Genomic DNA, 23,125 nt, shown 5'->3' on the forward strand with positions numbered 1-23,125 from the left:
GCCAAGGCCGCGGAACGCAAAAACATCGCCGGATCATGACAAACAAACCGCTGCGCGGCGCCAACTCAGCACCATCCCAACGGCCGCTTGCCGATACGCGCGCGCCCGCTGAAGGCGACGGCGTCGATACTTCGCCCGATGTCTCCGATAGCGTCGCCAAGACGACCTGCTATATGTGCGCCTGCCGCTGCGGCATCGACGTCCATATCAAGGACGGCAAGGTCCGCTACATCAACGGCAACAAGGATCACCCGGTCAACCGCGGCGTGCTGTGCGGCAAGGGCAGCGCCGGCATCATGCAGCATTACAGCCCGGCCCGGCTGAAGAAGCCGTTACTGCGCACCGGTCCGCGCGGCTCGGGTGAGTTCCGCGAAATCGAGTGGGAGGAAGCCTTGTCGATCGCGACAGAACGGCTTTCGAACATCCGCCGAACCGATCCGAAGAAACTCGCCTTCTTCACCGGGCGCGACCAGTCGCAATCGCTGACCGGCTGGTGGGCGAGCCAGTTCGGCACGCCGAACTTTGCCGCCCATGGCGGCTTCTGCTCGGTCAATATGGCGGCCGGCGGCCTCTACACGATTGGCGGCTCGTTCTGGGAGTTCGGCGAACCCGATTGGGACAACACCAAATATTTCATGCTGTTCGGGGTTGCCGAGGATCATGATTCCAATCCGATCAAGATCGGCCTCGGCAAGCTCAAGGCGCGCGGCGCCAAGGTGGTCTCGATCAACCCCTGCCGCACCGGCTACAACGCGATTGCCGACGACTGGGTCGGCATCCGGCCCGGCACCGACGGCCTGTTCGTATTCGCCCTCATCCATGAATTGCTGAAGGCTGGCCGCGTCGATCTCGAGTACCTCTTGCGCTACACCAACGCCCACATCCTAATCGTTCAGGAGCCTGGAGCTGTCGATGACGGGCTGTTCATGCGCAATAGCGACGGCAATCCGCTGGCTTGGGACAGGGTGGCGAAGATGCCTGTCGATGCCAGCGATGCCGACGCGAAGCCCGCATTGACCGGCGGCTTTCTCGTCGACGGCCGCCGTTGCGTGCCGGTCTTCCAACTCGTCGCCGACCGCTATCTGGATGAGAGCTATTCACCGGACGCCGTCGCTGACCGGTGCGGCATCTCCGCCGACACCATCCGACGCATTGCCGCAGAACTCGCTCATGTCGCCTTCGAACAGCAAATTGAATTGCCGGTGGCCTGGACGGATTGGGCCGGCCGCCGGCACGAGACCATCAAGGGCCGCCCGGTGTCGATGCATGCGATGCGTGGCATCTCGGCCCATTCGAACGGTTTTCAGTCTTGCCGCGCCATTCATCTGCTTCAGGTGCTTCTCGGCACGGTGGACGTGCCGGGCGGCTTCCGCTTCAAGCCTCCCTATCCGCGGTCCGCGCCGCCGGGCCCCAAACCAGCCGGCAAGAATGTGAAGCCAATGACGGCGCTCGAGGGCATGCCGCTCGGCTTCGTCTGCGGACCGGAGGACCTGCTGGTCGATGAAGGCGGCAAGCCCATTCGTATCGACAAGGCCTACTCCTGGGATGCGCCGCTTGCAGCACACGGCCTCATGCACACGGTCATCCGTAACGCCTGGGCCGGCGATCCCTACACGATCGACACACTATTCATGTACATGTCGAACATGGCCTGGAACTCGTCGATGAACACGGTCGAGACGATGGCGATGCTGACCGATGTGGATGCATCGGGTGAGTACAAGATCCCGTTCATCATCTATTCCGACGCTTATTATTCAGAGACCGTGCCTTTTGCCGATCTGGTGCTGCCGGATACGACCTATCTCGAGCGTCATGACTGTATCAGTCTGCTCGACCGGCCGATCAGCCACGCCGACGGGCCGGGCGACGCCATCCGCCATCCCGTGGTCGAGCCGGACCGCGACGTCAGGCCGTTCCAGTCGGTGCTGATCGAGCTCGGCGCGCGGCTCGGCCTACCCGGTTTCGTCGACGACGATGGCGCCGCCAAATATCGCGACTATGCCGACTACATCGTCAATCACGAGCGCACGCCAGGTGTCGGTCCGCTCGCCGGCTGGCGCGGAAAGGACGGGACCTCGGTCGGCAAGGGCGAGGTCAATCCCGACCAGTTGCAGCGCTACATCGATAATGGCGGCTTCTGGCACCAGGATTTCGCCGCCGATCAGCGCTACTACAAAATGGCCAACCGCTCGTATCTCGAATTCGCCGAGAGCATGGGCTTCATCCCGAAGGCCGAGCCGATCGTGTTCCAGCTCTATTCCGAGCCGATGCAGCGCTTTCGCCTCGCGGCGCGCGGCCATGGCGGGGTGCTGCCGCCGAAGGCAGAGCGCAGCCGCATCGAGACCTATATGGATCCGCTGCCGTTCTGGTACGCGCCCTTCGAAGAGGCTGCGGTCGATAGCCAAGCCTATCCGCTGCACGCGCTGACGCAGCGGCCGATGCACATGTACCATTCCTGGGGCGGGCAGAACGCCTGGTTGAGACAGATCACCAGCCAGAATCGGCTGTTCGTGCACCAGCGGACCGCCGCCGGCCTCAGGCTTGTCGATGACGACTGGGTGTGGATCGAGAGCATCAACGGCAAAGTCAAGGGGCAGATCAGGCTGATCGACGGCGTCAACGCCGATACGGTGTGGACCTGGAACGCCATCGGCAAACGGCGCGGCAGCTGGGGGCTCAAGGATGACGCGGCCGAATCCAATCGCGGCTTCCTGCTCAACCACATCATCGGCGACCAGACCTCCGCCGATACCAGCGGCAAACGCTATTCGAATTCCGATCCGGTGACCGGCCAGGCGGCGTGGTTCGACCTGCGCGTGCGCATCGTCAAATGCGCGCCCGAAGAAGCTGGCTTCACCGAACCGCAGTTCGAGCGGTTCCGGCAGCCGCCGGGCTTCGAGCCCTCGCCCGACAAACTCAGTTTCGGCGCCGAATTTCGCCGGGAAAGAGAAGCTGCCGAATGACCTGCCTTCCCGCCCATACCGACAAGAAGCTCGGCCTTGTCATCGATCTCGACACCTGCGTCGGCTGCCAGGCCTGCGTTACCGCCTGCAAAGAATGGAACACCGGCGGCCATATGGCGCCGCTAACCGACATCGACCCCTATGGCGGCAATGCCGACGGCGTCTGGTTCAACCGCGTGCACAGTTATGAGCACATGACGGAGATGGGCGGACGCACGGTGAACTTCCCGCGCTCCTGCCTGCACTGCGAGACACCGGCGTGCGTCACGGTCTGCCCGACCGGCGCCTCCTACAAACGGGCGTCGGACGGCATCGTGCTGGTCGACGAGGACAAGTGCATCGGCTGTAAATTGTGCAGCTGGGCCTGTCCCTACGGAGCGCGCGAATTCGACACCGATGTTGGCGTGATGAAGAAATGCACGTTGTGCGTCGACCGCATCTACAACGACAATCTGGCGGAAGAAGATCGTGTGCCGGCCTGCGTCGCCGCCTGTCCGACCAGCGCGCGGCATTTCGGCGATCTGGGCGATCCGGAATCGGCTATCTCACAATTGGTGGCCGAGCGCGGTGGCGTCGACCTGATGCCGGAGATGGGCTACAAGCCGACCAACAAATATCTGCCGCCACGTGCCCACACCTCTCGCGCCGTATCGGTCTCCGCCCCGGGGCTAGAAGCGGTGCGGGCGGAAGGCGGCTTCCTCGGCTGGGTCGACCGCATGCTTTCGAACTGACCCGCGTCTCATGCATCCAGCATTCTCGGTCGTCTTTTTCACCACCGCCACGGGCGCCGGTTACGGCCTGCTCGCGCTGCTTGGCGTGCTCGCCGGACAGGGCTTTATCCCGCCCGATTTCTGGCTTGGCCTCATCGGCATGGGATTGGCGCTTGGCCTGATCTCGGCAGGCCTGCTGTCGTCAGCCGGCCATCTCGGCCGGCCCGAACGCGCCTGGCGTGCCTTCTCGCAATGGCGAAGCTCATGGCTGTCGCGCGAAGGCGTGGCGTCCGTCGTCACCTTCGTGCCGGCGGGACTGTTCGGCATCGGCTGGGTGGTCCTCGGCCGTACGAGCGGCTGGGTGGCTGTCGCCGGGCTGCTCGCTGCCATCGGCGCGGCCGCCACCGTCTGCACCACCGGCATGATCTACGCGTCGTTGAAGCCTATCGCCCAATGGCACAGCCGCTTCACCCTGCCCGGCTATCTGATCTTTTCGGCGATGACCGGCAGCGTACTGCTCAACGCCCTGCTGCAGGGATTTGCCGCAGGCTCGAGTGCGCTTCTGGTGGCTGCCCTGTTGCTGACTGCGCTCGGCTGGGGTTTGAAGCTGGCGACCTGGCGATACAATGACAGGCTGGAGATCCCGACCAATGCCAACACCGCAACCGGGCTCGCCGGCGGCACGGTGCGGTCGATCGAGTGGCCGCATACGGAAGAAAACTATCTGCTCAAGGAAATGGGTTTTCGCATCGCGCGCAAGCACAGCGCTAAACTCCGCCAGATCACGCAGGTGCTGGCCTTTGCTTTGCCCGCGTTGCTGCTGGTCGCGGCGTTCGCCTTGCCGTGGCCCTATGCGGCAGCACTGTCGATACTCGCCGCAATCGCCCAACTCGCCGGAATGCTGGTCGAGCGCTGGCTGTTCTTCGCCGAGGCCAAGCACACCGTCACTTTGTACTACGGCAGGTAGGTTCAGCCCGGCCTGAGCATCGCGTGCGAAATCGCGAAGATGCGTTCGGCGCCAAGCATGTAGGCCATCAGCGTTTCGCGCTTGAACAGTCCCAGATAGGCGCGATCGAGCACGTTGAGCGAGCCGGTATAGGCGCCGAAAGCCGGCATGATCATGCGGCTGCCATCACCGGCAAAGCAGCGCCGCCGCACGGAGCGGCCTTGCTGCACGATGCGGGCGCAAGGGTGCAGGTGGCCTGATATCTCGCCTTCCACTCTCACCGCCGAAGGCTCGTGCCGGAAGAGTAGTGAGCCTATGGCCAGCTCGCGCACGGTCTCGCCGGGCAGGTCGGCCGGTGCTTCAGGATCATGGTTCCCGGCGACCCAGAACCAGTCGCGCCCGACCATCAGCCCTTCCAGCCTTTCGCGAAAGCTCGCGTGCATACGCGCTGCGCCGCCGCCATCGTGAAAACTGTCGCCCAGGCTGATGACGATCGCGGGCTGATAATCGGCGATCACCGCCTGCAGCCGCAGCAGCGTCGCGCCGGTGTCGTAAGGTGGGACCAGCGTGCCGCGCCTGGCCAGTGATGAGCCTTTTTCCAGATGCAGGTCGGATACCGCCAGAAGCCGGAATTCGGGAAAATAGAGCACGCCGCGACAGTCGCAGATCGCGCGTTCGCCGGCGATACGGACAGCGCCCGCATCCGCCAGAGGCGCAGCCATGGCGAGCGCGACAGTCATTTCGTCCCCATGGCCTCCTCGACCAGCGTGGCTGCATCCATCAGCAGCGTGTCATCGGCCTCGCCGTGCACCGGCATTTTGCCGATCTCGAGCATGATCGGCACGGCGAGCGGCGATATCTGCTCGAGGTTCTTATGCATGATTCGACCTTGGACGCGCGAGAGCATCTCGGCAAGTCTGCTGACATCCAAGAGACCGGTCGCGGCATCGGCCCGCGTCGCCTGCAAAAGGATATGGTCGGGCTCGTGGCTGCGCAGCACGTCGTAGATGAGATCCGTCGACACGGTTACCTGGCGGCCGCTCTTCTCCTGCCCCGGGTGGCGTTTCTCGATCAACCCCGAGATCAGCGCGCAATTGCGAAAGGTGCGCTTCAAGAGCCAACTGCCGGCGAGCCAGGCTTCGAGGTCGTCGCCCAGCATGTCCTGATCGAATAGCTGAGCCAGCGACGGTTTCTTCGCCCTGAACATATGGCCCATATCGGCCAGCGACCATATGGCAAGCGCATAGTCGGTGGCGACGAAGCCGAGCGGCTTGGCTCCCGCCCTGTCGAGGCGGCGGGTGAGCAGCATGCCGAGCGTCTGGTGCGCCAGCCTACCCTCGAATGGATAGGCCACCAGATAGTAGCGGTTGCCACGCGGAAAGGTCTCGATCAGCAGATCGTCGCGTTTCGGCAGTACCGACTTGTCGGCCTGGAAGCGCAGCCAGTCTGCGACCTGCTCCGGCAACTTCTTCCAGCGCTGCGGATCGTCCAGCATGGCGCGGACCTGTTCGGCCAGGTACGTCGAAAGCGGGAATTTGCCACCACCGTAATACGGCACCTTGGCGTCGCTGCCGGGCGCGTTCGAGACGAAGCACTCATTCTCGCGGATGCCTTCGAAACGCAGCACCTTGCCAGCGAACATGAAGGTATCGCCGTGCGTCAGCGTCTCGAGGAAGGCCTCCTCAATCTTGCCCAGAACCCGGCCGCCACGCGAAGCCGCGCCTCTGCTGCCAGCCTGCACGTAGCGGACGTTGAGCGCCGGCACTTCGATGATGGTGCCGACATTCAGCCGGTATTGCTGGGCGACGCGAGGATTTGAGACCCGCCACAGCCCGTCCCTGTTGAGACGAATACGGGCGTAGCGTTCGTAGTTCTTCAGCGCATAGCCGCCGGTGGCGACGAACTCGACGACGCGATCGAATGTCGGCCGATCGAGATCGGCATAGGGTGCAGCCGTCCGCACTTCCTCGAACAGCGCATCGGCATGGAACGGCGCACCACAGGCGCAGCCCAGCACGTGCTGCGCCAGCACGTCGAGACCGCCGTTGACCAGCGGCGGCGTATCCTGGGCACCGAGATAATTGGCGTCGAGCGCCGCCCTGCATTCCAGCACCTCGAAGCGGTTGGCCGGAATCAGGATCGCCTTGGACGGCTCGTCCATACGGTGGTTGGCGCGGCCGATGCGCTGCGCCAGCCGGCTGGCACCTTTCGGCGCGCCGACATGGACGACCAGGTCGACATCGCCCCAGTCGATGCCGAGGTCGAGCGTCGATGTGGCGACGATGGCGCGCAGGGCGTTTTCGCCCATCGCTTTCTCCACGCGCCGGCGCTGGGCGACATCAAGCGAGCCGTGATGCAGCGCGATCGGCAAGGTGTCCTCGTTTACCCGCCACAACTCCTGGAACAGCAACTCCGCCTGGCTGCGCGTGTTGACGAACAGCAGGGTTGTCTTGTGGCGCTTGATCTCGTTGTAGATCTCCGGTGTTGCGTAGCGGGCCGAATGTCCCGCCCACGGCACGCGCTCCTCCGAATCGAGAATGGAGATCTCGGGCTTGGCGCCGCCAGTGACGATGATCAGTTCGGCCATCGGCCCCGGTGGATTCTGGCTGACCAGCCAGCGCCGCAATTCGTCGGGCTCGGCGACCGTCGCCGACAGGCCTATCGTCTGCAGGGCGGGCACAAACGAGCGCAGCCGGGCCAGCCCGAGCGACAGGAGATGCCCGCGCTTGGAGGTCACCAGCGAATGCAATTCGTCGAGCACGACATAGCGCAGGTCCTCGAAGAAGCGCCTGGCATCGGGCGCGGCAATCAGCAGCGCCAATTGCTCGGGCGTGGTCAGGAGAATGTCGGGCGGTGCCAGCTTCTGCCGCTGGCGCTTGTGTGCGGGCGTGTCACCGGTGCGTGTCTCGACGGTGACCGGCAGCCCGATTTCTTCGACGGGTTTGCCGAGATTGCGCTCGATGTCGACGGCCAGCGCCTTCAGCGGCGAGATGTAGAGTGTGTGGATGCCTCGGTGCGCCTGCCCCGGCCTTCTCCTCGGCCGGCCAGCCAGTTCGGTCAGCGATGGCAAGAACCCGGCCAGCGTCTTGCCGGCGCCGGTCGGCGCGATCAGCAATACCGACTGCCCGCTCTGGGCCTTGGCCAGCAAATCGATCTGGTGGGCGCGCGGCGACCAGCCCTTTTCCGCAAACCATTTGACAAATGGCTCGGGCAGGACGACGGCGGCATTCTGTTCGGCAAGGCGCGGCTGCTCTGTCACGCGCCAGAGGTAGCGCGGTGACGCGCAATCGCCAAGCAGAATCAGAACAAAAGGTGATCGATTCGCATTACGGCCGGCGAAACCCGGTCGGTCCGCCATAGAGATAGCCGATACGGGCGACCGCCTCCCTCAGTCCTTCACGCGACACCAGCATGGTGTGGCCGTTGGCGTGGATCATGGTCTCCGGGTCCGTCATGATCGCGACGTGGCCTTTCCAGAAGACCAGGTCGCCGCGCCGCAACCCGGCAAAATCCGGCCCGGGGTCGAGCGGTTCACCAATGGTCGCCGCCTGCATGTCGGTGTCGCGCAGCACTTGCCTGCCAGCCATGTGCATTGCAAGTTGCACGAGACCGGAACAATCGATGCCGAATCCGGAGACGCCGCCCCACAGATAGGGCGTGCCGAGAAACGCCTCGGCGACCGCAACATAGTCGGCGGCGGCCTCGGCGACCGGCCTGAGGTGACCCGAGATGACCGCTTGGCCGGACGGCAACAGCGCATAATGCGTGCCGCGCGTTTCGGCTGAGCCCGTCACCGCCACCAATGACCCCATCGAGAGCTGCCCGCTCACCGGGAACCGCAAATCCGGTCCCGGATAGAGGAAAGTGCGCGGCACCGAGATAACATGGGTAGGCGCATGCTCCCGATCGCCCAGCACGGTGTCCGCGACATAGCCGACATAGCCGTCGCGCTCGGCCTGTATCCAGGCCCAGCCCTCAACGTCCTCGAAGACAAGGACGTCTTCGCCGAACAGAAGCTGGGTATCGACGCCGGCGTCCGGCCGCGGCGCCTTGCGGATGTCGGCGACGGAGGCGGTGATGCGAGCCGGCCGGCCGGCGACGAAACGGTCGGCGGAAACCTCGCCTCTCAGCCTGGCGTCGGCGAGATCGGAGCGGAAGGCATGGAGGCGGGCATCCCTGGCGGTCAAATCGGCAACTCGTTCAAATGGGCAACTTGGTCAAATGGGCAACTCTTGGGCTCTGGCAATGATAACATCGCCAAAGCGCTCGACAAAGAGCGCGCCTTCGACTGTGCGCCTGACCAGCACGTTGCGCTTGTCGAGCTCGTCGCGATGGCGCGACACCAGTTTCAGCGCGCCCATCGTATCGAGCGCACGGGTGATCACCGGCTTCGTGACGTTGAGGCGGGCGGCGAGCCCGCGCACCGTGTGCGGCGGCGGATCGAGATAGATGGTGAACAGGATCGCCGTCTGGCGCATGGTGAGATCAGGCGCGTCGTCACGCACCTCGGACAGCACCACCTGTTGCCATAGTCGCAAGGCCTGGCTTGGACGCATGATAATCGACATCCGTCCAGCATGACGGAAAATTGTTTCGGTTCCGTTTCAGTCAATACCTTCGTCGGCTATGCCCGAGAATCAGCCGTAGCGGTTCGAAATGACCTGCTCCAGCGCCCGGATGCCTTGCGCTTCGCCACCGGCAAGGCCGTGCGGGCGATCGGACGGGTTCCAGGCGAAGATGTCGACATGCGCCCAAGCGGCGGTCTTTTCGACGAAGCGCTTCAGGAACAACGCCGCGGTGATCGAGCCGGCGAAACCGTCCGACGTGACGTTGTTGATGTCGGCCACCTTCGACGCCAGCTTGGCGTCATAGGGCTTCCACAACGGCATGCGCCATAGCGGATCCTCGACCGCAACGGAGGCGTCCGCCAGCTCGGATGCAAGCGCCTCGTCACCGGTATAGAACGGCGGCAGGTCGGGACCGAGCGCAACACGGGCAGCGCCTGTCAGCGTCGCCATATCGACCAGCATCTGCGGCTCTTCGTCATCGGCCAAGGCCAAGGCATCGGCGAGCACCAGCCGCCCCTCGGCGTCGGTGTTGCCGATTTCTACGGTGATGCCCTTGCGGCTGGCCAGCACGTCGCCGGGCCGGAAGGCATTGCCGGCAATCGAATTCTCGACTGCGGGGATGAGCACGCGCAGCCGGACCTTCAGCCCGGTGGCCATGATCATGGAGGCGAGGCCAAGCACGTTGGCAGCGCCACCCATGTCCTTCTTCATCAAAAGCATGCCCGAGGAAGGCTTGATGTCTAGACCGCCTGTATCGAAGCAGACGCCCTTGCCGACCAGCGTTATCTTGGGGGCATTCTTCGGCCCCCAAATCATGTCGATCAGGCGGGGCGCGTCGGCCGAAGCTCGACCGACGGCGTGGATCATCGGAAAGTTGGCGGTAAGAAGATCGTCACCTTTGGTCACCGATATTTCGGCCTTGTGCGTCGCGGCCAAGGTCCTGGCGGCCTTCTCCAAATGCCCGGGGCCCATATCGCTGGTCGGCGTGTTGACCAGATCGCGCGCCAGAAAAATGCCATCGGCGAGGCGGCGGATGCGGGCGCCGTCGGTGCCTGCCGGCAGCGCGAGGCGAAGCGTCTTGCCTGGCTTCTTGCCGTAGCGGGTGAAGACATAGCCGCCGAGCGCCACGGCGAGTGCCGTAAGCTCGGGCTTGGCCGGTGCGGACGCAAAATGCCAGTCGCCTTCGGGCAAGGCTCTCGCTAGTGCGCCGATGGCCAGTGCGCCCTCGCCATCACCGGTGCCGAACAGGGCTCCGGTAATCGCACCGTTGTCGCCAGGCACGATCAGCGTCCTGCCGGCCTCGCCGGAAAAGCCGTTGGCCTTGGCCCAGGCGACCGAGGATGGCGCAAGGCCCGCCGCCGCCAGAGCACCCTTGGCCACCAGATGGACCGGCAGCGCACTGCTCAATTCTTTCTCGACGAGTTCGACAGGCATTCGCTGGTCTCCGGGCTTCCGAGTCGGCGTTTCTTAACACTCCGTTAGGGTTAACAGAATATTTCTGCGGGAGGGAAGATGACCACGCAAATGGTCACGCGCATAAACGGAGCCCTGGTGCCGATGCCGACCAACCGCAGGATGAACGCCAGTGCACATAGGCTGATCACCACAGCGTTGATGATGGTGCTTGCCGCAGGCGTCGCCGGCTGCGGAACCAGCAAATTGACGACTGGCTCGATTTCTCGTCCAAGCGGCAAGCCGCTGGAAACAATGTCGGCGGGCGAACTGCACAACGCTACGATGGCGCTCGGCCAGTCCTATTCGAAAAACCCCAGCGACAAGCGGACCGCGACAAACTATGCCGCGGCGCTGCAGATGGACGGCGACGCAGACCAGTCGCTTGCGGTGATGCGCAAGCTGGCGATCGCCTTGCCGAAGGACCGCGACGTGCTCGCCGCCTATGGCAAGGCGCTAGCCGCCAACGGTCAGTTCGAGCCGGCTCTCGATGCCGTGCGCCGCGCCCAGACGCCCGAATATCCTGACTGGAAACTGGTATCGGCCGAAGCTGCCATTCTCGACCAGCTCGGCCAAAAGGACGAGGCGCGCCAAGGCTATCGCAAGGCGCTTGACCTCAGGCCGAACGAACCGTCGATCCTTTCCAATCTCGGCATGTCGTACGTGCTGGAAGGTGATTTGCGCACGGCCGAAACCTATATGCGCTCGGCCGCCCAGCAGCCGAATGCAGACAGCCGCGTCCGCCAGAACCTGGCGCTGGTCGTCGGTCTGCAAGGCCGTTTCGACGAGGCCGAGAAGATCGCCTCGCAAGAGCTGTCGCCGGATCAGGCGCAGGCCAATGTCGCTTACCTGCGCCAGATGCTGGCGCAGCAGAATGCCTGGAGCCAGCTCAAGGACCAGGACAAGGCAAAGCCCGCCACCAACTGACCGCTTCGAGCGCCGAACCGGCGCGAGAATTCCGCAACATGTCAAACGCAAAGAGCCGCGCTGCACCGGCAGCGCGGCCCTGAATCATATCAGCTTTGTGGCGACGCCGCTGGCGCTACTCGCTGCTGGATTTCGGCTGGTCGCCAAAGATGCCGCGCTGGCTGACCTGGATGCCGGCGGGACCCAGAATGATGGCGAACAGCACCGGCAGGAAGAACAGGATCATCGGCACGGTGAGCTTGGGCGGCAAGGCCGCGGCCTTCTTCTCGGCGGCATTCATGCGCATGTCGCGGCTTTCGGCGGCCAGCACGCGCAGCGCATGCGCCACGGGCGTACCGTAGCGCTCAGCCTGAACCAACGCCTGGGACACCGACCTGACGGATTCGAGGCCAGTTCGGCTTGCAAGGTTCTCGTAGGCCTGCTTGCGCTCCTGCAGATAGGAAAGCTCGGCGTTGGTCAGGATGAACTCTTCCGCCAATGCCACCGATTGCGCGCCGATCTCATCGGCGACCTTGCGGAGCGCCGCTTCCACCGACATGCCGGACTCGACGCATATCAGCAACAGGTCGAGCGCGTCCGGCCACGCCATCTGAATCGACTGCTTGCGCTTGGTAGCGCGGTTGTTGACGTAGAGCACCGGCGCGTAGAACCCCGCATAGGCTACCACGATGCACACGAACAGCTTCACGAAAAGCGGCTGCTCGGGCAATCCTCCGAGCACGAACAGATACATCGCCGCCAATGCAAAGCCGATGAAGGGCAGGACGAGACGGAAGAAAAGGAAGCGTGTCAGCGGATTTTGCCCGCGAAAACCCGCCACTTTCAATTTCTGCAAGGTACCTTCATCCGCCAGCGCACGCCTGAGATCCAGGCGATCGACAATATTGCGCATGCCGACCGACTGTTCTTCGCGCAGGCCCTTGCGTCGGCGGTCGGCTTCGACTGCCAGCCGCGCACGCTGCTTGGCGCGCAGCTCATCGCGCTCCAGCGCCACGGATTTCATGCGCGCCTTGAGCTGGTTTCCGCCAAAGGCGGGCAGCAGCGTGAAGACGGTCGCAAACACCGCAATGCCGACCAGCAGTGCGATCAGCAGAGACGGATCGGTGAGAGTTCTGATGACGTGATCGGTCATACGCGAGTCCTAGACTTCGAAGTTCATCATCTTGCGCATTACCAGGACGCCCATCGACATCCAGATGCCGGAACAACCGAGGATCAGATGGCCGGTGCTGGTGGTGAAGAGGGGCATGATGTAGTTCGGGCTCGTCAAATAGACGAGAAAGGCGACGACGAAAGGCAAGGCGCCGATGATCACGGCGGATGCCTTGGCTTCCATGGACAACGCCTGGACCTTGGCTTTCATTTTCTTGCGGTCGCGAAGCACGCGCGATAGATTGCCCAGCGCTTCGGAAAGATTGCCGCCGGCCTGAGACTGAATCTGGATGACGATGCCGAAGAAGCTCGCCTCGGTGCACGGCATCGTTTCTGGCATGCGCATGGCCGCGTCGGGGATCGACAAACCCATTTGCTGCGAATCGACGATGCGGCGGAACTCGGTCTTGACCGGCTCGGGGGACTCGTTGGCGATCAGGCGCACGGCATCGTTCAGCGGCAGACCGGATTTTACCGCACGCACGATGATATCGAGCGCGTTCGGAAATTCGTTGAGGAACGCCTTGACGCGGCGCGCGCGGCGAAACGAGACGAACCAGCGGGGCAGACCCAAGACGCCGACCAGCAGCGCAGCCGGCAAGACCAGCAGTGGTGCGCCGATGAAATAGACAACAGCCGTCAAGACGACGCCGCAGACCGCCGAGTAGACATAGAAGCGCTCAAGCGAGATCTTCATGCCGGCCTGACGGATTTGGATCTTCAGCGGTGGCTTCTTGACCAGGCTCTGATTGGACTTTTGCTTTTGATCGAGATCTTTCAGCGAATCCTGGACGGACTTGCGACGCTTGGCCGCTTCCGCCACGCGATCACGCGAAGCCTTGACGACGGAACGATCCGTCTCGGCGGTCTTGATCGAATCAAGCCGCTTGCCGACCTGCTTCTCGGTGCTGATCCGGTTGAACAGGAAAGCATAGGCGACAGCGCCGGCGCTGAAGCCGGCGAGCACGACGAATGCCAATACAGTGCCGTCAATTCCGAACATCGACCCTGGCCCTCACGCTTCCAGACGGATCAGTCAGCGCGTTTCTCCATCGCCTCGAGCGCAACCGCGAGGCGCTGCTCCTCACCGTAATAGCGGGCGCGCTCCCAGAAATGCGGACGGCCGATGCCAGTCGACACGTGCTCGCCCAGCAGCCTGCCGTTCGCGTCCTCGCCCTTGATGTTATAGAGAACGATGTCCTGGGTGATGATGACGTCGCCTTCCATGCCGATCACCTCGGTGATGTGGGTGATACGCCGCGATCCGTCGCGCAGGCGTGCAGCCTGTATGATCACGTCGATGGAGCCGACGACGATTTCGCGCACGGTTTTTTGCGGCAGCGTATAGCCGCCCATGGCGATCATCGACTCAATACGGTTGAGGCATTCGCGCGGGCTGTTCGAGTGGATCGTTCCCATCGAGCCGTCATGGCCGGTGTTCATCGCCTGCAGCAGGTCGAACACTTCGGGTCCGCGCACTTCGCCGACGATAATGCGTTCGGGGCGCATGCGCAGACAGTTCTTGACCAGGTCGCGCATGGTCACTTCGCCCTCGCCTTCGAGGTTGGGCGGACGGGTTTCGAGACGCACCACATGCGGCTGCTGCAATTGCAGCTCAGCTGAGTCTTCGCAGGTGATGACGCGTTCCTCGCGGTCGATATAGTTGGTCAGGCAATTGAGCAGCGTCGTCTTGCCTGAGCCGGTACCGCCCGAGATGACAATGTTGCAGCGGACACGGCCGATGATCTTGAGAATCTCGGCCCCTTGCGGCGAAATCGAGCCGAACTTGACCAGCTGGTCGAGCGTCAGCTTGTCCTTCTTGAACTTGCGGATGGTAAGTGCGGTGCCGTCGATAGCCAGGGGCGGTGCGATGACGTTGACACGGGAGCCATCAGGAAGACGCGCATCGCAGATCGGGCTTGATTCATCGACGCGGCGGCCAACCTGGCTGACGATACGCTGGCAGATGTTGAGGAGCTGCTGGTTGTCGCGGAAACGGATGCCGGTCTGCTCGACCTTGCCGTTGACTTCGATGTAGACGTTCTTGGCGCCATTGACCATGATGTCGGCAATATCGTCGCGGGCAAGCAGTGGCTCCAGCGGCCCGTAGCCCAAAACGTCGTTGCAGATATCCTCGAGAAGCTCTTCCTGCTCGGCGATGGACATCGCGAAATTCTTGATCGCGATGATGTCGTTGACAATGTCGCGGATTTCCTCGCGCGCGCTTTCGGGATCGAGTTTGGCCAGCTGCGACAGATCGATCGTATCGATGAGTGCGGCGAAGACCTGGCTTTTGGTGTCGTAGTAGGTTTCACTCTTTTGGCGCTGGATAGTTTTCGGCTCCGGGGCCAATGGCGGCGGCTCGACCGCACGGCGAACCGCCGGCGCGGCAGGCGCGCCGGATGGCGGCAGCGCCGCCGGCCTGGCAGTTACAGCCGCTTCCACAGGGTTGGCGGCCGCCGGCGCAGCAGGTGCGGGTGCTGGCTGACGGAATTCCGGAATGGTCCGGTTGCCGTCGTCGCTGCCTCTTTTACCAAACATGATCGCTTACCAATTCCACCGCTGAGGCATCACTTCTTGTTGCGCGAAAGCTTGCCGATCAGGTTGCCGAGGCCAGCCTTTTTCTTCACCTTGATTTCGCTGCGCCCTGTCAGCACATGGGCGATCTCGTTGATCGTGGCGACGACCGGACTCTTGGCATCCATTTCACCGAGCATACGTCCATTATTGGCAGCATTTCCGAACAAAAGCGGCTCGAACGGGATGATCGACATCGGCGAAAGGCCGAGCGATTCGGAGAAGTCGGACGGCGTAATCTCGGGACGTTTCGGCACACCGGCCTGGTTTATTACAAGCTTTGGCGCAGGATCGTTCGGACGAAGCCGCTTCAGCATGTCGACCAGGTTCTTTGTGTTGCGCAGATTGGCCAGTTCGGGCGTCGCCGTGATGACGATCTCGTCGGCCTTGACCAGCGTGTTCTTGGTCCAGCCGGCCCAGACGTGGGGAACATCAAGCACGAGGAGCGGCGCGCTACGCTGGGCTATGTCGATAAGCTGGGTGAAGGCGTCAGGATCGAAATCGTAGACCCGCTCCAGGGTCGAAGGTGCCGCAAGCAGCGACAAGTGCTCGGCGCATTGGGCGAGCAGCCGGTCGAGATAGACCTCGTCGACGCGTTCCGGCGAGAAGACCGCCTCGGCAATGCCTTGCGCCGGGTCCTGGTCGAAATTGATATTGGCCGTTCCGAAGGCGAGGTCGAGATCGGCGACAACCACTTCGGATTTGAAAAGGGACGACATGGCCCAGGCCACATTATGGGCTATGGTTGAGGAGCCGACGCCGCCCTTGGCGCCGATGAACGCAATCGAGCGGCCGATCGGCTCAGCTTCCGGATCAACGAAGATCGAAGACACCACGCTGACGATGTCGGCCATCGATACGGGCGCGATGACATATTCGGAAATGCCCGAACGGATGAGTTCGCGGTACAGGCCGACATCGTTGTAGTGGCCGACAACCACCACCTTGGAGGTCGGATCACAATGCTCGGAGAGCTGTGCGAGTTGTTCCAGCAACAGCTTCGGCTCGCTGCGCGATTCAAGCAGGATCAGGTTCGGTGTCGGCGCCGACTGATAGAATTCGATGGCGGTGGGGATGCCCCCCATATGCACCTTCAGATGGGCCTTGGCCATGCGGCGATCCTCGCCGGCGCGCTCGACCGGATTGGCTACGCCTTCGGTCTCGCAAAATGCCTGGATCGAAATGCGCGGGATCGGCCGCAACGCCTGCATCGCGGCAATATCCTGCTCCGAGGTTTCGCCGCCCGGTACCTCTGTGTCATAGGCAAGATTGCTCATTGTCATCACTTTCCGTGACTTGCGCGGCTTAGGGTTTGTTGAGCCTCAACACTCGTTAATATTCGACTTCCGAATTGCCGAGGAATTCGTCCGAGATACCTCTGTCACGATAGACGTCGATCACCGCGCCGCGATTTTCCGCGTCGATCGGCGTCGGCTTGCGTGGCCCGATCAGATCGGACGGATTGGCCATCTGGGCAGCCAGGTTGTTCTGATACGAACAGCCGAAATCGGCATAGTGCTTGTTTTCCGAAGTCTGCAGCAGGTCTTCGGGCCAGCGCCCGCATTTATCCGTCTGAGCCTTCACCGAGACGTAGGCAACACGGACCGGTGCGGACGCTTCGGCCGAGACAGACTGATAGGACCGCAAGGCGATCCGCTTCCGGCTGATGCCGCTGGCTATGGCCAGCCTGGCGAAATCGCGGCCGGCCGCTGCCGCTGCGATTTCGTTGGCTGAGCCGCTCGGAATCTCAATCGTCAGCACCGGGGCCGCGCTCCTGTCGTATCCGTCCAGGAAGCCCAGGAGTGTGTCACGCTGGGATCTGGTCATACCACGGTCGCCGGCGCCGACCGGAAGATCGATCTTCTGTATCTTCTCGGCTATGACGATCGGATGGGTGGTGCGATAATCGTCCGGTATGGCACCTACCGTGACGCTGTCGCGATTGGCGCAGCCGGCCAGCAATGCCGCCACCGCGATCGCTATTATGGGAACGGCCGGCCGCCAGATTCGCGAATGGACTGACCGCGTCGCGGTGATCGCCTGCGCCTTCGATGTTGCCTTAGACATGACCGCTTCCCCGCTTACTTGTAGATAAAGCCGACAACGCCGTGGTAACGGCCGTTGGGCTTGTCGGTCTGCATGGTGCCGTAGACACGGTTGACGCGGCCAAGGAAAATGCCGGCGCCATCGCTGGCGGCGTTGAAATTGTCATCCGGCTTGGCAAGATCGTTGCGCGCCACCGGCTTCACCAGATAGGGCGTTATGATGATGACGAGCTCGGTCTCGTTGCGAACGAAATCCCTGCTGCGGAACAGCGCGCCAAGCACTGGAATCTTTGTCAGACCGGGCAAGCCGTTGACGGCTTGCCTGAGATCATCGCGGACAAGGCCGGCAATCATCATCGAGCCGCCCGAAGGCAGTTCCACTGTTGTGTCGGCCAAGCGCTTGCGGAGCGACAGGGCATTCATGCCCGGGCTTGTTACACCTTCGGACAAAGACACAGACCCCTCCGTTGTCGGCTCGGAAACCGAGGTTCTGACTTTCAGGCTGATACGGCCGGGAGACAGCACCACCGGCTGGAATTCCAGGCCAATGCCGTATTCGATCTTCTCGATCGAATACGTCTTCAGACCGGTCTGGTTATCGTTTGATACGGCTTGGGAAACGCTGGTCACCATGTTGTATTCGCCGCCAACCTTGAAGGTCGCCTTCTCGCCGGATACGGCCGTCAATGTTGGTTCGGCGAGGGTTTTCATGACGCCGGACTGTTCCATGGCATTGATGTAGGCCTGCAGCGTCGAGCTCCCGATAGCGAGGCCCGAGTTCGACAGCGACTTGCCCAAACCAGTGAAATTGTCGCTTACCGCGCCCCAGCTGATGCCGTTGCTGCTGCCGTTGCCCACCATGTTGACGCCGAGCTGCTTCATCACCGAGCGGCTGACTTCCGCGACCGTCACCTTCAGCGTCACTTGGTCGTCGCCGATAATCTGCAGCAGGTTGACGATCTTGCTGACGCGGCGCTCGGCATCCGGGTTATCGATCGCGACGCCGGCTTCAGCCGAACCGCCGGCAGCGGTCTGCGAATATTGACCCGTGGTCGCCTCGCCGCCGGACACGAAGATGTTCGCCAGATCAGCCGCGCGCTTGGCGTCCAGAGGAGTGTCAACGGTTCCGGTCAGAACGACGTTGTCGTTCAGCAACTCGACCTTGACCTCCGATGACGGGATGAAGCGCTTGATGTAATCCTCCAGCCCGGCGACGTCACGTTCGACCGCTAGGTCAAGGCTGACGATCTGCTCGCCATTCGGGCCAAAGACGAAGATATTGGTCTCGCCGACCGCCTTTCCAAACAGATAGATGCGCCTGGCGGTGCGGGTCACCGCGTCGGCTACAGCGGGGTTGGCGACGAGAATGTCGTAGGCATCACTCGGGAGGTCGATGACCACCGACTTGTTCAGTCCAAGCTTGACCCGCTGGGTGGCGGTCGAAGCCGTAACCCTGGCATTGCCCGCCGCACTGGCATCGAGGATGCCATATGCATTCGTTCCAAGGAGAAACAGGCCGATCGCCGCAGCCAGCGTGAGCGGCAGTTTGGTTTTTAGACTCATTTCCTTGCCCCCACTTCGGAAACTTCGCCCGACTTGATCAACCGCACCGTTCCGCGCCGGCCATTGCCGGAAACCAGGTAGTCGGCTTCGCCCACATTCTTGTCCTGGCTATCCTTGATCGAGCGCAGCGCCAATGTCAGGCGATCTGCCATCTGCTGTGCGACGGTGATGATCTCTGACTGCTGCGGCGTCAATTCCAGGGTGGCGGTCTGGCCCACCCTGGTCTTCTTGCCTTCCTCGTCTTCCTGAATGGTCTGGTCGATCGCCAGGACGCGAATATTCTTGAGAATAGTTTCGGTCGTGAAGCCCGAACCACCGCCATTGGCGGGATCGGCTCTGCGGGTCATGATGACGTCGACGAAATCGTTGGGAAGAATAAAGCCACCGGCCGAGGTGTCGGCCGAGATGCTTGTGGCAACAGCCCGCATGCCGGAGGGCAGGATCGACGACATGAAGCTTTGCCCCTCACCGATCAGCTTCGAGCGCCGCAGCGGTTCGCCGGCGTAGAGCGCCACGCGGGCGACGGCGCCCTTCAGCTTGTCCAGCGCTTCAGGCTCGGCGGCGCGGGTGATGAAATTTGCGTTGATGCCGGCGGACGGCCATGACTCCCAGGAAATGTTGTTTTCAAGCGGACTGCCCATCGGAACGTCGCCGGAAAGAACAAGCACATCCTGCAGTGCGATCGTCGGCGCCTGAGGACCGGAATCGACAACCGGAGGCGGCGGAGCCACGACCATGTTCTTCGCGACATAGCCTGCACCACCGGCCGCGGCTATCGCCACGCTCAGAATAATCAATCGGGATGCTGGCATCTGTCCGAACCTCGCCTTGGCAAACCACGTAGCCAAGCGGGACTTTGCAGCGGCAATCGTCAAAACAAGGTTAATGTTATACTTACGATCGTGATTAATTTAACGTTTACATAAATTAGATCGACAAGCCCGGCCCGAAGGAAAACGTGGCCAACTCGCCTGCTCGGCGCCAACGGCGTAAAGCGAAATTCAGCCCGCCAGCCTGGTAAGTGCCCAGGCCATCAATGGCGAGTCGGAATAGGTGAGCAGACCGCCAACGCCAAGCGCGATGCCGTACGGAACGCCGGTCGCCTCATCGGCGAAATGGCGCAGGAACGGATTGTGGCTTGTGACGGCGGCAAGCGGCGACTTTCGATAGGCGAGGATGGCTAGCGTCAGCAGGCCGCCGATGAATGTCGAGGCGACGAGGTACTCGATGAGATGGATGTTCAGTCCCATCCACATAGCAGTGGCAGCCAGAAGCTTGGCGTCGCCACCGCCCATGCCGCCCAGCGCGAACAGGCCGAACGTCACCGCGAGAACCAGGCCGGCGGCGGCGAAATGCCAGCCATAGGTGACCCAGTCCATGCCGGTCAAAGGCGCAGCCAAGGCGAACACAACCACAAGCAACACCGGCACGCGATTGGCGATCGTCATCGAAAGCATATCGGAGATCGCGGCAAAAAGCATGCAGAACGGAAACACGACGAAGATCACGGCTTCAAGCATCGGCGCGCCTGTGGTCAAATTGCATCTGGCCCTCAGCCTAGTCACATTCGCTTAACGATTGATGAGGCCCGAATTTCAAATCGTGCCGGGACTAAAGACTAAATAAGGGCCGCCAGTGCGGCGGCCCTTATTTGGAGAACAAGCGAACCTGTTACGATCAGCTACCGCTCACCTTAGTGGAGATGGTGCTGAACTTGGCGTTCAGCGCGTTGCCGAGCGAGCCGGCGCCGACCATGATGGCAAGCGCGATAAGGGCGGCGATCAGACCGTATTCGATAGCGGTCGCGCCGGATTCGTCCTTCACAAAACGTGCGATGAGGTTAGACATTCGAGCTCCTACTCCAATTGTTACAGCACTTCCGTCAACTTCTCTTGGTGGCTGATCGGATACTGCGAATCTAAGGAGAAGCTGTTTCAATCGGCTTAATAAACAGGCTTACCGATTCCTTTCCCGCTTCGACGACATTGCGTGGTTAACCCAGAACTAAAATACCCGCCGCTGGGCCCACGGGCTGACAAAAGGCGCAAAAGGCGCAATTCGGCAAAGACGTTCCAGCCGTGCCGGCTGGGCCCAATGCCGGTTCCGGCTTAATCCTGAACTCCAGCCGCTTAACGGTTGGTTCACCAATCTCGTTCATGTTCTGTTGAACAGTTTGCCAGGGGGCGCCTCAATGGCCGGGCCGAGATCATCATTTCCAGTTGCCGTGCTTTTTGCCGCAGCGGCTTTCGCCTTTCCAGCCAAGGCCGGCGCCGGCATCGAGGTGACGATGAACCAGGCAAAAATTATCAAATTGTCGCGCGCCGCCGATACGATTGTCGTCGGCAATCCGGCGATCGCCGACGCCTCCGTGCAGGACGCATCGACCATCGTACTGACCGGCAAGGGATTTGGCGTCACCAATCTCGTCGTCCTCGACCAAGAGGGTAACCCGATCGTCGATGAGCAAATAACCGTCGTGCGCCAGGCAGCATCGTCGGTGCGCATCTATCGGCGTTCCGAAGTACAGACCATGTCCTGCGCGCCATATTGCGAAAGCTCGTATAAGAGCGATGCCGAGAAGGCCTCTGAAGCCGAAATGAGCGCCGGGCATTAGCTAGCCGACGTCTCCGCCTTTGACGGGAACGTGCTTCGGTTATCGCCGGGTTAAGGCCTTCCCATTGAATTTAACGGTCATTCCAACCGGACTTCAATCGGTTCCGACTAAGGGTGGGACCGATACAGAAGCGGCATCGGCGGGCAGAGGACATGAGCAAGGCAGGACGAGCAGGTTTTCCAAGACGGTTTCTGGGCGACCGCCGCGGGAGCACGGCGATCGAATTCGCCATGCTTGCAATTCCTTTCGCGCTTCTTGTCTTCGCCATCCTGGAGAGCTGCATTTCTTTTGCCGCACAGGAAGTGATGGCAAACGCCACCGACGACATCGCGCGCCAGCTGCGTACCGGCCAACTAAGACCGACCGATGTGTCCGGTACCAAGCTGCGGGATATGATCTGCACCAAATTGGAGATCATGGTCGCCAAGACCTGTCCCGGATTGCTGGTGGACTTGCGCGAATATCCGACCTTCGCCGATGCGGCGCTGGCCGGTTTCAAGATTCAGGATGGCGACGTCGTGCTGACCAAGGGCACGAGCACACAGACCTTCACCGTCGCACCTGGCCTGGCGGAGTCGAGAAACATGCTGCGGGTTTTTTACAAATGGCCGGTGATGACCGACTTCATGGCCAAATCGATGGCCAACCTGAAGGACGGCAAAACGCTGCATTTTGCTTCGATCACTTGGCAGAACGAGCCGTTCGACAACTGAACCACATAGTCGCTGGAAAAGGGCAAAGCCATGATTCGTGCGGGGGCACAGCTGGGCATCGCAGGGATTTGTACAAGAGCAGTCCGGCTTTGCTCGGACCGCCGCGGTATTGCGGCTGTCGAGTTTGCCCTCATCGTGCCTGTCCTGTTGATCATGTACTTTATGACAATGGAGGCCTCGCAAGCCATCGAGACCAGCAAAAAGGTCAGCCGCATCGGCAGCATGGTAGCGGATCTCGTCACGCAGCAGCAGACCGTCAAGGCGGCCGATGTCGATGCCATCATGGCGATCGGCAGTTCCACGCTGCAGCCCTACAACCGCTCGAAACCGAAGATCATTATCACGGCGATACAGGTGACGAACGAGACGACGCCGAAAGTCCTGGTCGTATGGTCGCGCAAACTGGTCGATGGCGTCTCTAGCGTCGACGCGGTCAAGGATTCCACCACAACTGTCCCGAGCGCGCTCAAGATCAAAGGCACTTTCCTCATTCGGGTCGAAAGCGATCTCGCGTACAAGCCAATCATCACCTGGTCGGCGGACGGCCAAAGCCGGTTCGGGTTGAGCTCGGTCTTCAATTCGATATCGATGGCGGAAACTTACTATCTGCGGCCGCGCAGGAGCCCGACCATTCCGTGCAGCGATTGCTGACGCCTGAAGCCCGCTAACGGGCTGTTGCTATTGCTTGCGACCGCGGGCCGAGACTAGAGCGGCCAGCACATAGTCCCTCGGACCGGCAACGGTTCGGCGACGATATCGATACGGAACGTTCCGATAACATCGCGCCAATCGGCTCGCGCCAGGTTTGCGCAAGACGCATCCAGCAGCAAAGCCAGTACGGCGGCGAATGCGTTCAGGGCAGGCCTCATGCGAGCTTCACGCCGCGCATTTC

At 61.9% G+C, this 23,125-nt stretch carries 21 protein-coding genes and 1 pseudogene; 7 read left to right on the plus strand and 15 right to left on the minus strand.

The annotated features are described in order from the left end of the window. Positions 1 to 35 precede the first annotated feature (35 nt). The 3 genes from AC0L2Y_RS12100 to AC0L2Y_RS12110 are packed head-to-tail and all read left to right on the plus strand — an operon-like array spanning position 36 to position 4,643. Positions 36 to 2,966 carry a molybdopterin oxidoreductase family protein gene (locus AC0L2Y_RS12100; protein ID WP_473556326.1) on the plus strand — a complete coding sequence of 977 codons (2,931 nt, stop codon included), beginning with the start codon at positions 36 to 38 and terminating at the stop codon, positions 2,964 to 2,966. Then, positions 2,963 to 3,697, plus strand: coding sequence for a 4Fe-4S dicluster domain-containing protein (locus AC0L2Y_RS12105; protein WP_473556329.1), 735 nt, complete (start codon positions 2,963 to 2,965; stop codon positions 3,695 to 3,697). Before AC0L2Y_RS12100 ends, AC0L2Y_RS12105 begins: the two co-directional genes overlap by 4 nt. A 10-nt stretch (positions 3,698 to 3,707) precedes the next feature. Next, the gene (locus tag AC0L2Y_RS12110) at positions 3,708 to 4,643 is read left to right on the plus strand and encodes a dimethyl sulfoxide reductase anchor subunit family protein (protein WP_473556331.1); all 936 of its coding nucleotides are present in this window, start codon (positions 3,708 to 3,710) and stop codon (positions 4,641 to 4,643) included. 2 nt (positions 4,644 to 4,645) lie between these two features. Here the strand turns inward: AC0L2Y_RS12110 and pdeM are convergent, their stop codons facing one another. The 5 genes from pdeM to AC0L2Y_RS12135 form a co-directional block, all read right to left on the minus strand. Then, positions 4,646 to 5,362 carry a ligase-associated DNA damage response endonuclease PdeM gene (gene pdeM, locus AC0L2Y_RS12115; RefSeq protein WP_473556333.1) on the minus strand — a complete coding sequence of 239 codons (717 nt, stop codon included), beginning with the start codon at positions 5,360 to 5,362 and terminating at the stop codon, positions 4,646 to 4,648. After that, a complete protein-coding gene (locus AC0L2Y_RS12120; RefSeq protein ID WP_473556335.1) occupies positions 5,359 to 7,881 on the minus strand; it encodes a ligase-associated DNA damage response DEXH box helicase in 2,523 nt (840 codons plus the stop codon). Before AC0L2Y_RS12120 ends, pdeM begins: the two co-directional genes overlap by 4 nt. 67 nt (positions 7,882 to 7,948) lie before the next feature. Beyond that, positions 7,949 to 8,809, minus strand: a complete 861-nt coding sequence (locus tag AC0L2Y_RS12125; protein WP_473556337.1) for a C40 family peptidase — start codon at positions 8,807 to 8,809, stop codon at positions 7,949 to 7,951. A 30-nt stretch (positions 8,810 to 8,839) separates the two neighbouring features. Continuing rightward, the gene (locus AC0L2Y_RS12130) at positions 8,840 to 9,190 is read right to left on the minus strand and encodes a MarR family winged helix-turn-helix transcriptional regulator (protein WP_023676939.1); all 351 of its coding nucleotides are present in this window, start codon (positions 9,188 to 9,190) and stop codon (positions 8,840 to 8,842) included. Positions 9,191 to 9,259: 69 nt separating this feature from the next. Next, complete coding sequence (locus tag AC0L2Y_RS12135) at positions 9,260 to 10,624, minus strand: leucyl aminopeptidase family protein (protein WP_473556340.1); 1,365 nt, start codon at positions 10,622 to 10,624, stop codon at positions 9,260 to 9,262. A 123-nt stretch (positions 10,625 to 10,747) separates the two neighbouring features. On the opposite strand from AC0L2Y_RS12135, the gene AC0L2Y_RS12140 reads away from it, so the two are divergent. Next, a complete protein-coding gene (locus tag AC0L2Y_RS12140) occupies positions 10,748 to 11,569 on the plus strand; it encodes a tetratricopeptide repeat protein (RefSeq protein WP_352488566.1) in 822 nt (273 codons plus the stop codon). 115 nt (positions 11,570 to 11,684) lie between these two features. On the opposite strand, the gene AC0L2Y_RS12145 is transcribed toward AC0L2Y_RS12140, so the two are convergent. The 9 genes from AC0L2Y_RS12145 to AC0L2Y_RS12185 all read right to left on the minus strand — a co-directional run bounded on the left by AC0L2Y_RS12145 (position 11,685) and on the right by AC0L2Y_RS12185 (position 20,754). After that, complete coding sequence (locus AC0L2Y_RS12145; protein WP_292654024.1) at positions 11,685 to 12,701, minus strand: type II secretion system F family protein; 1,017 nt, start codon at positions 12,699 to 12,701, stop codon at positions 11,685 to 11,687. A gap of 9 nt (positions 12,702 to 12,710) precedes the next feature. Beyond that, positions 12,711 to 13,724 (minus strand): type II secretion system F family protein, encoded by a 1,014-nt coding sequence (locus tag AC0L2Y_RS12150; protein WP_352488193.1) that lies wholly within the window; start codon positions 13,722 to 13,724, stop codon positions 12,711 to 12,713. A gap of 29 nt (positions 13,725 to 13,753) precedes the next feature. Continuing rightward, on the minus strand, positions 13,754 to 15,262 hold the full coding sequence (locus tag AC0L2Y_RS12155) for a CpaF family protein (RefSeq protein ID WP_473556342.1): 1,509 nt from the start codon (positions 15,260 to 15,262) through the stop codon (positions 13,754 to 13,756). A 29-nt stretch (positions 15,263 to 15,291) separates the two neighbouring features. Then, entirely contained in the window at positions 15,292 to 16,575 is a 1,284-nt protein-coding gene (locus tag AC0L2Y_RS12160; protein ID WP_352488190.1) for a CpaE/TadZ family protein, read from the minus strand. 55 nt (positions 16,576 to 16,630) lie between these two features. Then, on the minus strand, positions 16,631 to 17,365 hold the full coding sequence (locus tag AC0L2Y_RS12165; RefSeq protein ID WP_473556343.1) for a CpaD family pilus assembly protein: 735 nt from the start codon (positions 17,363 to 17,365) through the stop codon (positions 16,631 to 16,633). Positions 17,366 to 17,379: 14 nt separating this feature from the next. Continuing rightward, a complete protein-coding gene (locus AC0L2Y_RS12170; protein ID WP_352488188.1) occupies positions 17,380 to 18,906 on the minus strand; it encodes a type II and III secretion system protein family protein in 1,527 nt (508 codons plus the stop codon). Next, positions 18,903 to 19,718, minus strand: a complete 816-nt coding sequence (gene cpaB, locus AC0L2Y_RS12175; protein ID WP_352488187.1) for a Flp pilus assembly protein CpaB — start codon at positions 19,716 to 19,718, stop codon at positions 18,903 to 18,905. Before cpaB ends, AC0L2Y_RS12170 begins: the two co-directional genes overlap by 4 nt. Before the next feature lie 189 nt (positions 19,719 to 19,907). After that, entirely contained in the window at positions 19,908 to 20,426 is a 519-nt protein-coding gene (locus AC0L2Y_RS12180) for an A24 family peptidase (protein ID WP_473556345.1), read from the minus strand. Between the two features lie 157 nt (positions 20,427 to 20,583). After that, complete coding sequence (locus AC0L2Y_RS12185) at positions 20,584 to 20,754, minus strand: Flp family type IVb pilin (protein WP_352488184.1); 171 nt, start codon at positions 20,752 to 20,754, stop codon at positions 20,584 to 20,586. Between the two features lie 343 nt (positions 20,755 to 21,097). On the opposite strand from AC0L2Y_RS12185, the gene AC0L2Y_RS12190 reads away from it, so the two are divergent. The 3 genes from AC0L2Y_RS12190 to AC0L2Y_RS12200 all read left to right on the plus strand — a co-directional run bounded on the left by AC0L2Y_RS12190 (position 21,098) and on the right by AC0L2Y_RS12200 (position 22,884). Next, complete coding sequence (locus tag AC0L2Y_RS12190; RefSeq protein ID WP_352455128.1) at positions 21,098 to 21,520, plus strand: pilus assembly protein N-terminal domain-containing protein; 423 nt, start codon at positions 21,098 to 21,100, stop codon at positions 21,518 to 21,520. Between the two features lie 152 nt (positions 21,521 to 21,672). Beyond that, on the plus strand, positions 21,673 to 22,233 hold the full coding sequence (locus tag AC0L2Y_RS12195; RefSeq protein ID WP_352664241.1) for a TadE/TadG family type IV pilus assembly protein: 561 nt from the start codon (positions 21,673 to 21,675) through the stop codon (positions 22,231 to 22,233). Positions 22,234 to 22,263: 30 nt separating this feature from the next. Beyond that, complete coding sequence (locus AC0L2Y_RS12200; RefSeq protein ID WP_023676926.1) at positions 22,264 to 22,884, plus strand: TadE/TadG family type IV pilus assembly protein; 621 nt, start codon at positions 22,264 to 22,266, stop codon at positions 22,882 to 22,884. Between the two features lie 89 nt (positions 22,885 to 22,973). Here the strand turns inward: AC0L2Y_RS12200 and AC0L2Y_RS12205 are convergent. Beyond that, a pseudogene (locus tag AC0L2Y_RS12205) lies at positions 22,974 to 23,102 on the minus strand (phosphate/phosphite/phosphonate ABC transporter substrate-binding protein); the annotation flags it as partial. Between the last annotated feature and the right edge of the window lie 23 nt (positions 23,103 to 23,125).

It is taken from the genome of Mesorhizobium sp. WSM4830, assembly GCF_055811495.1.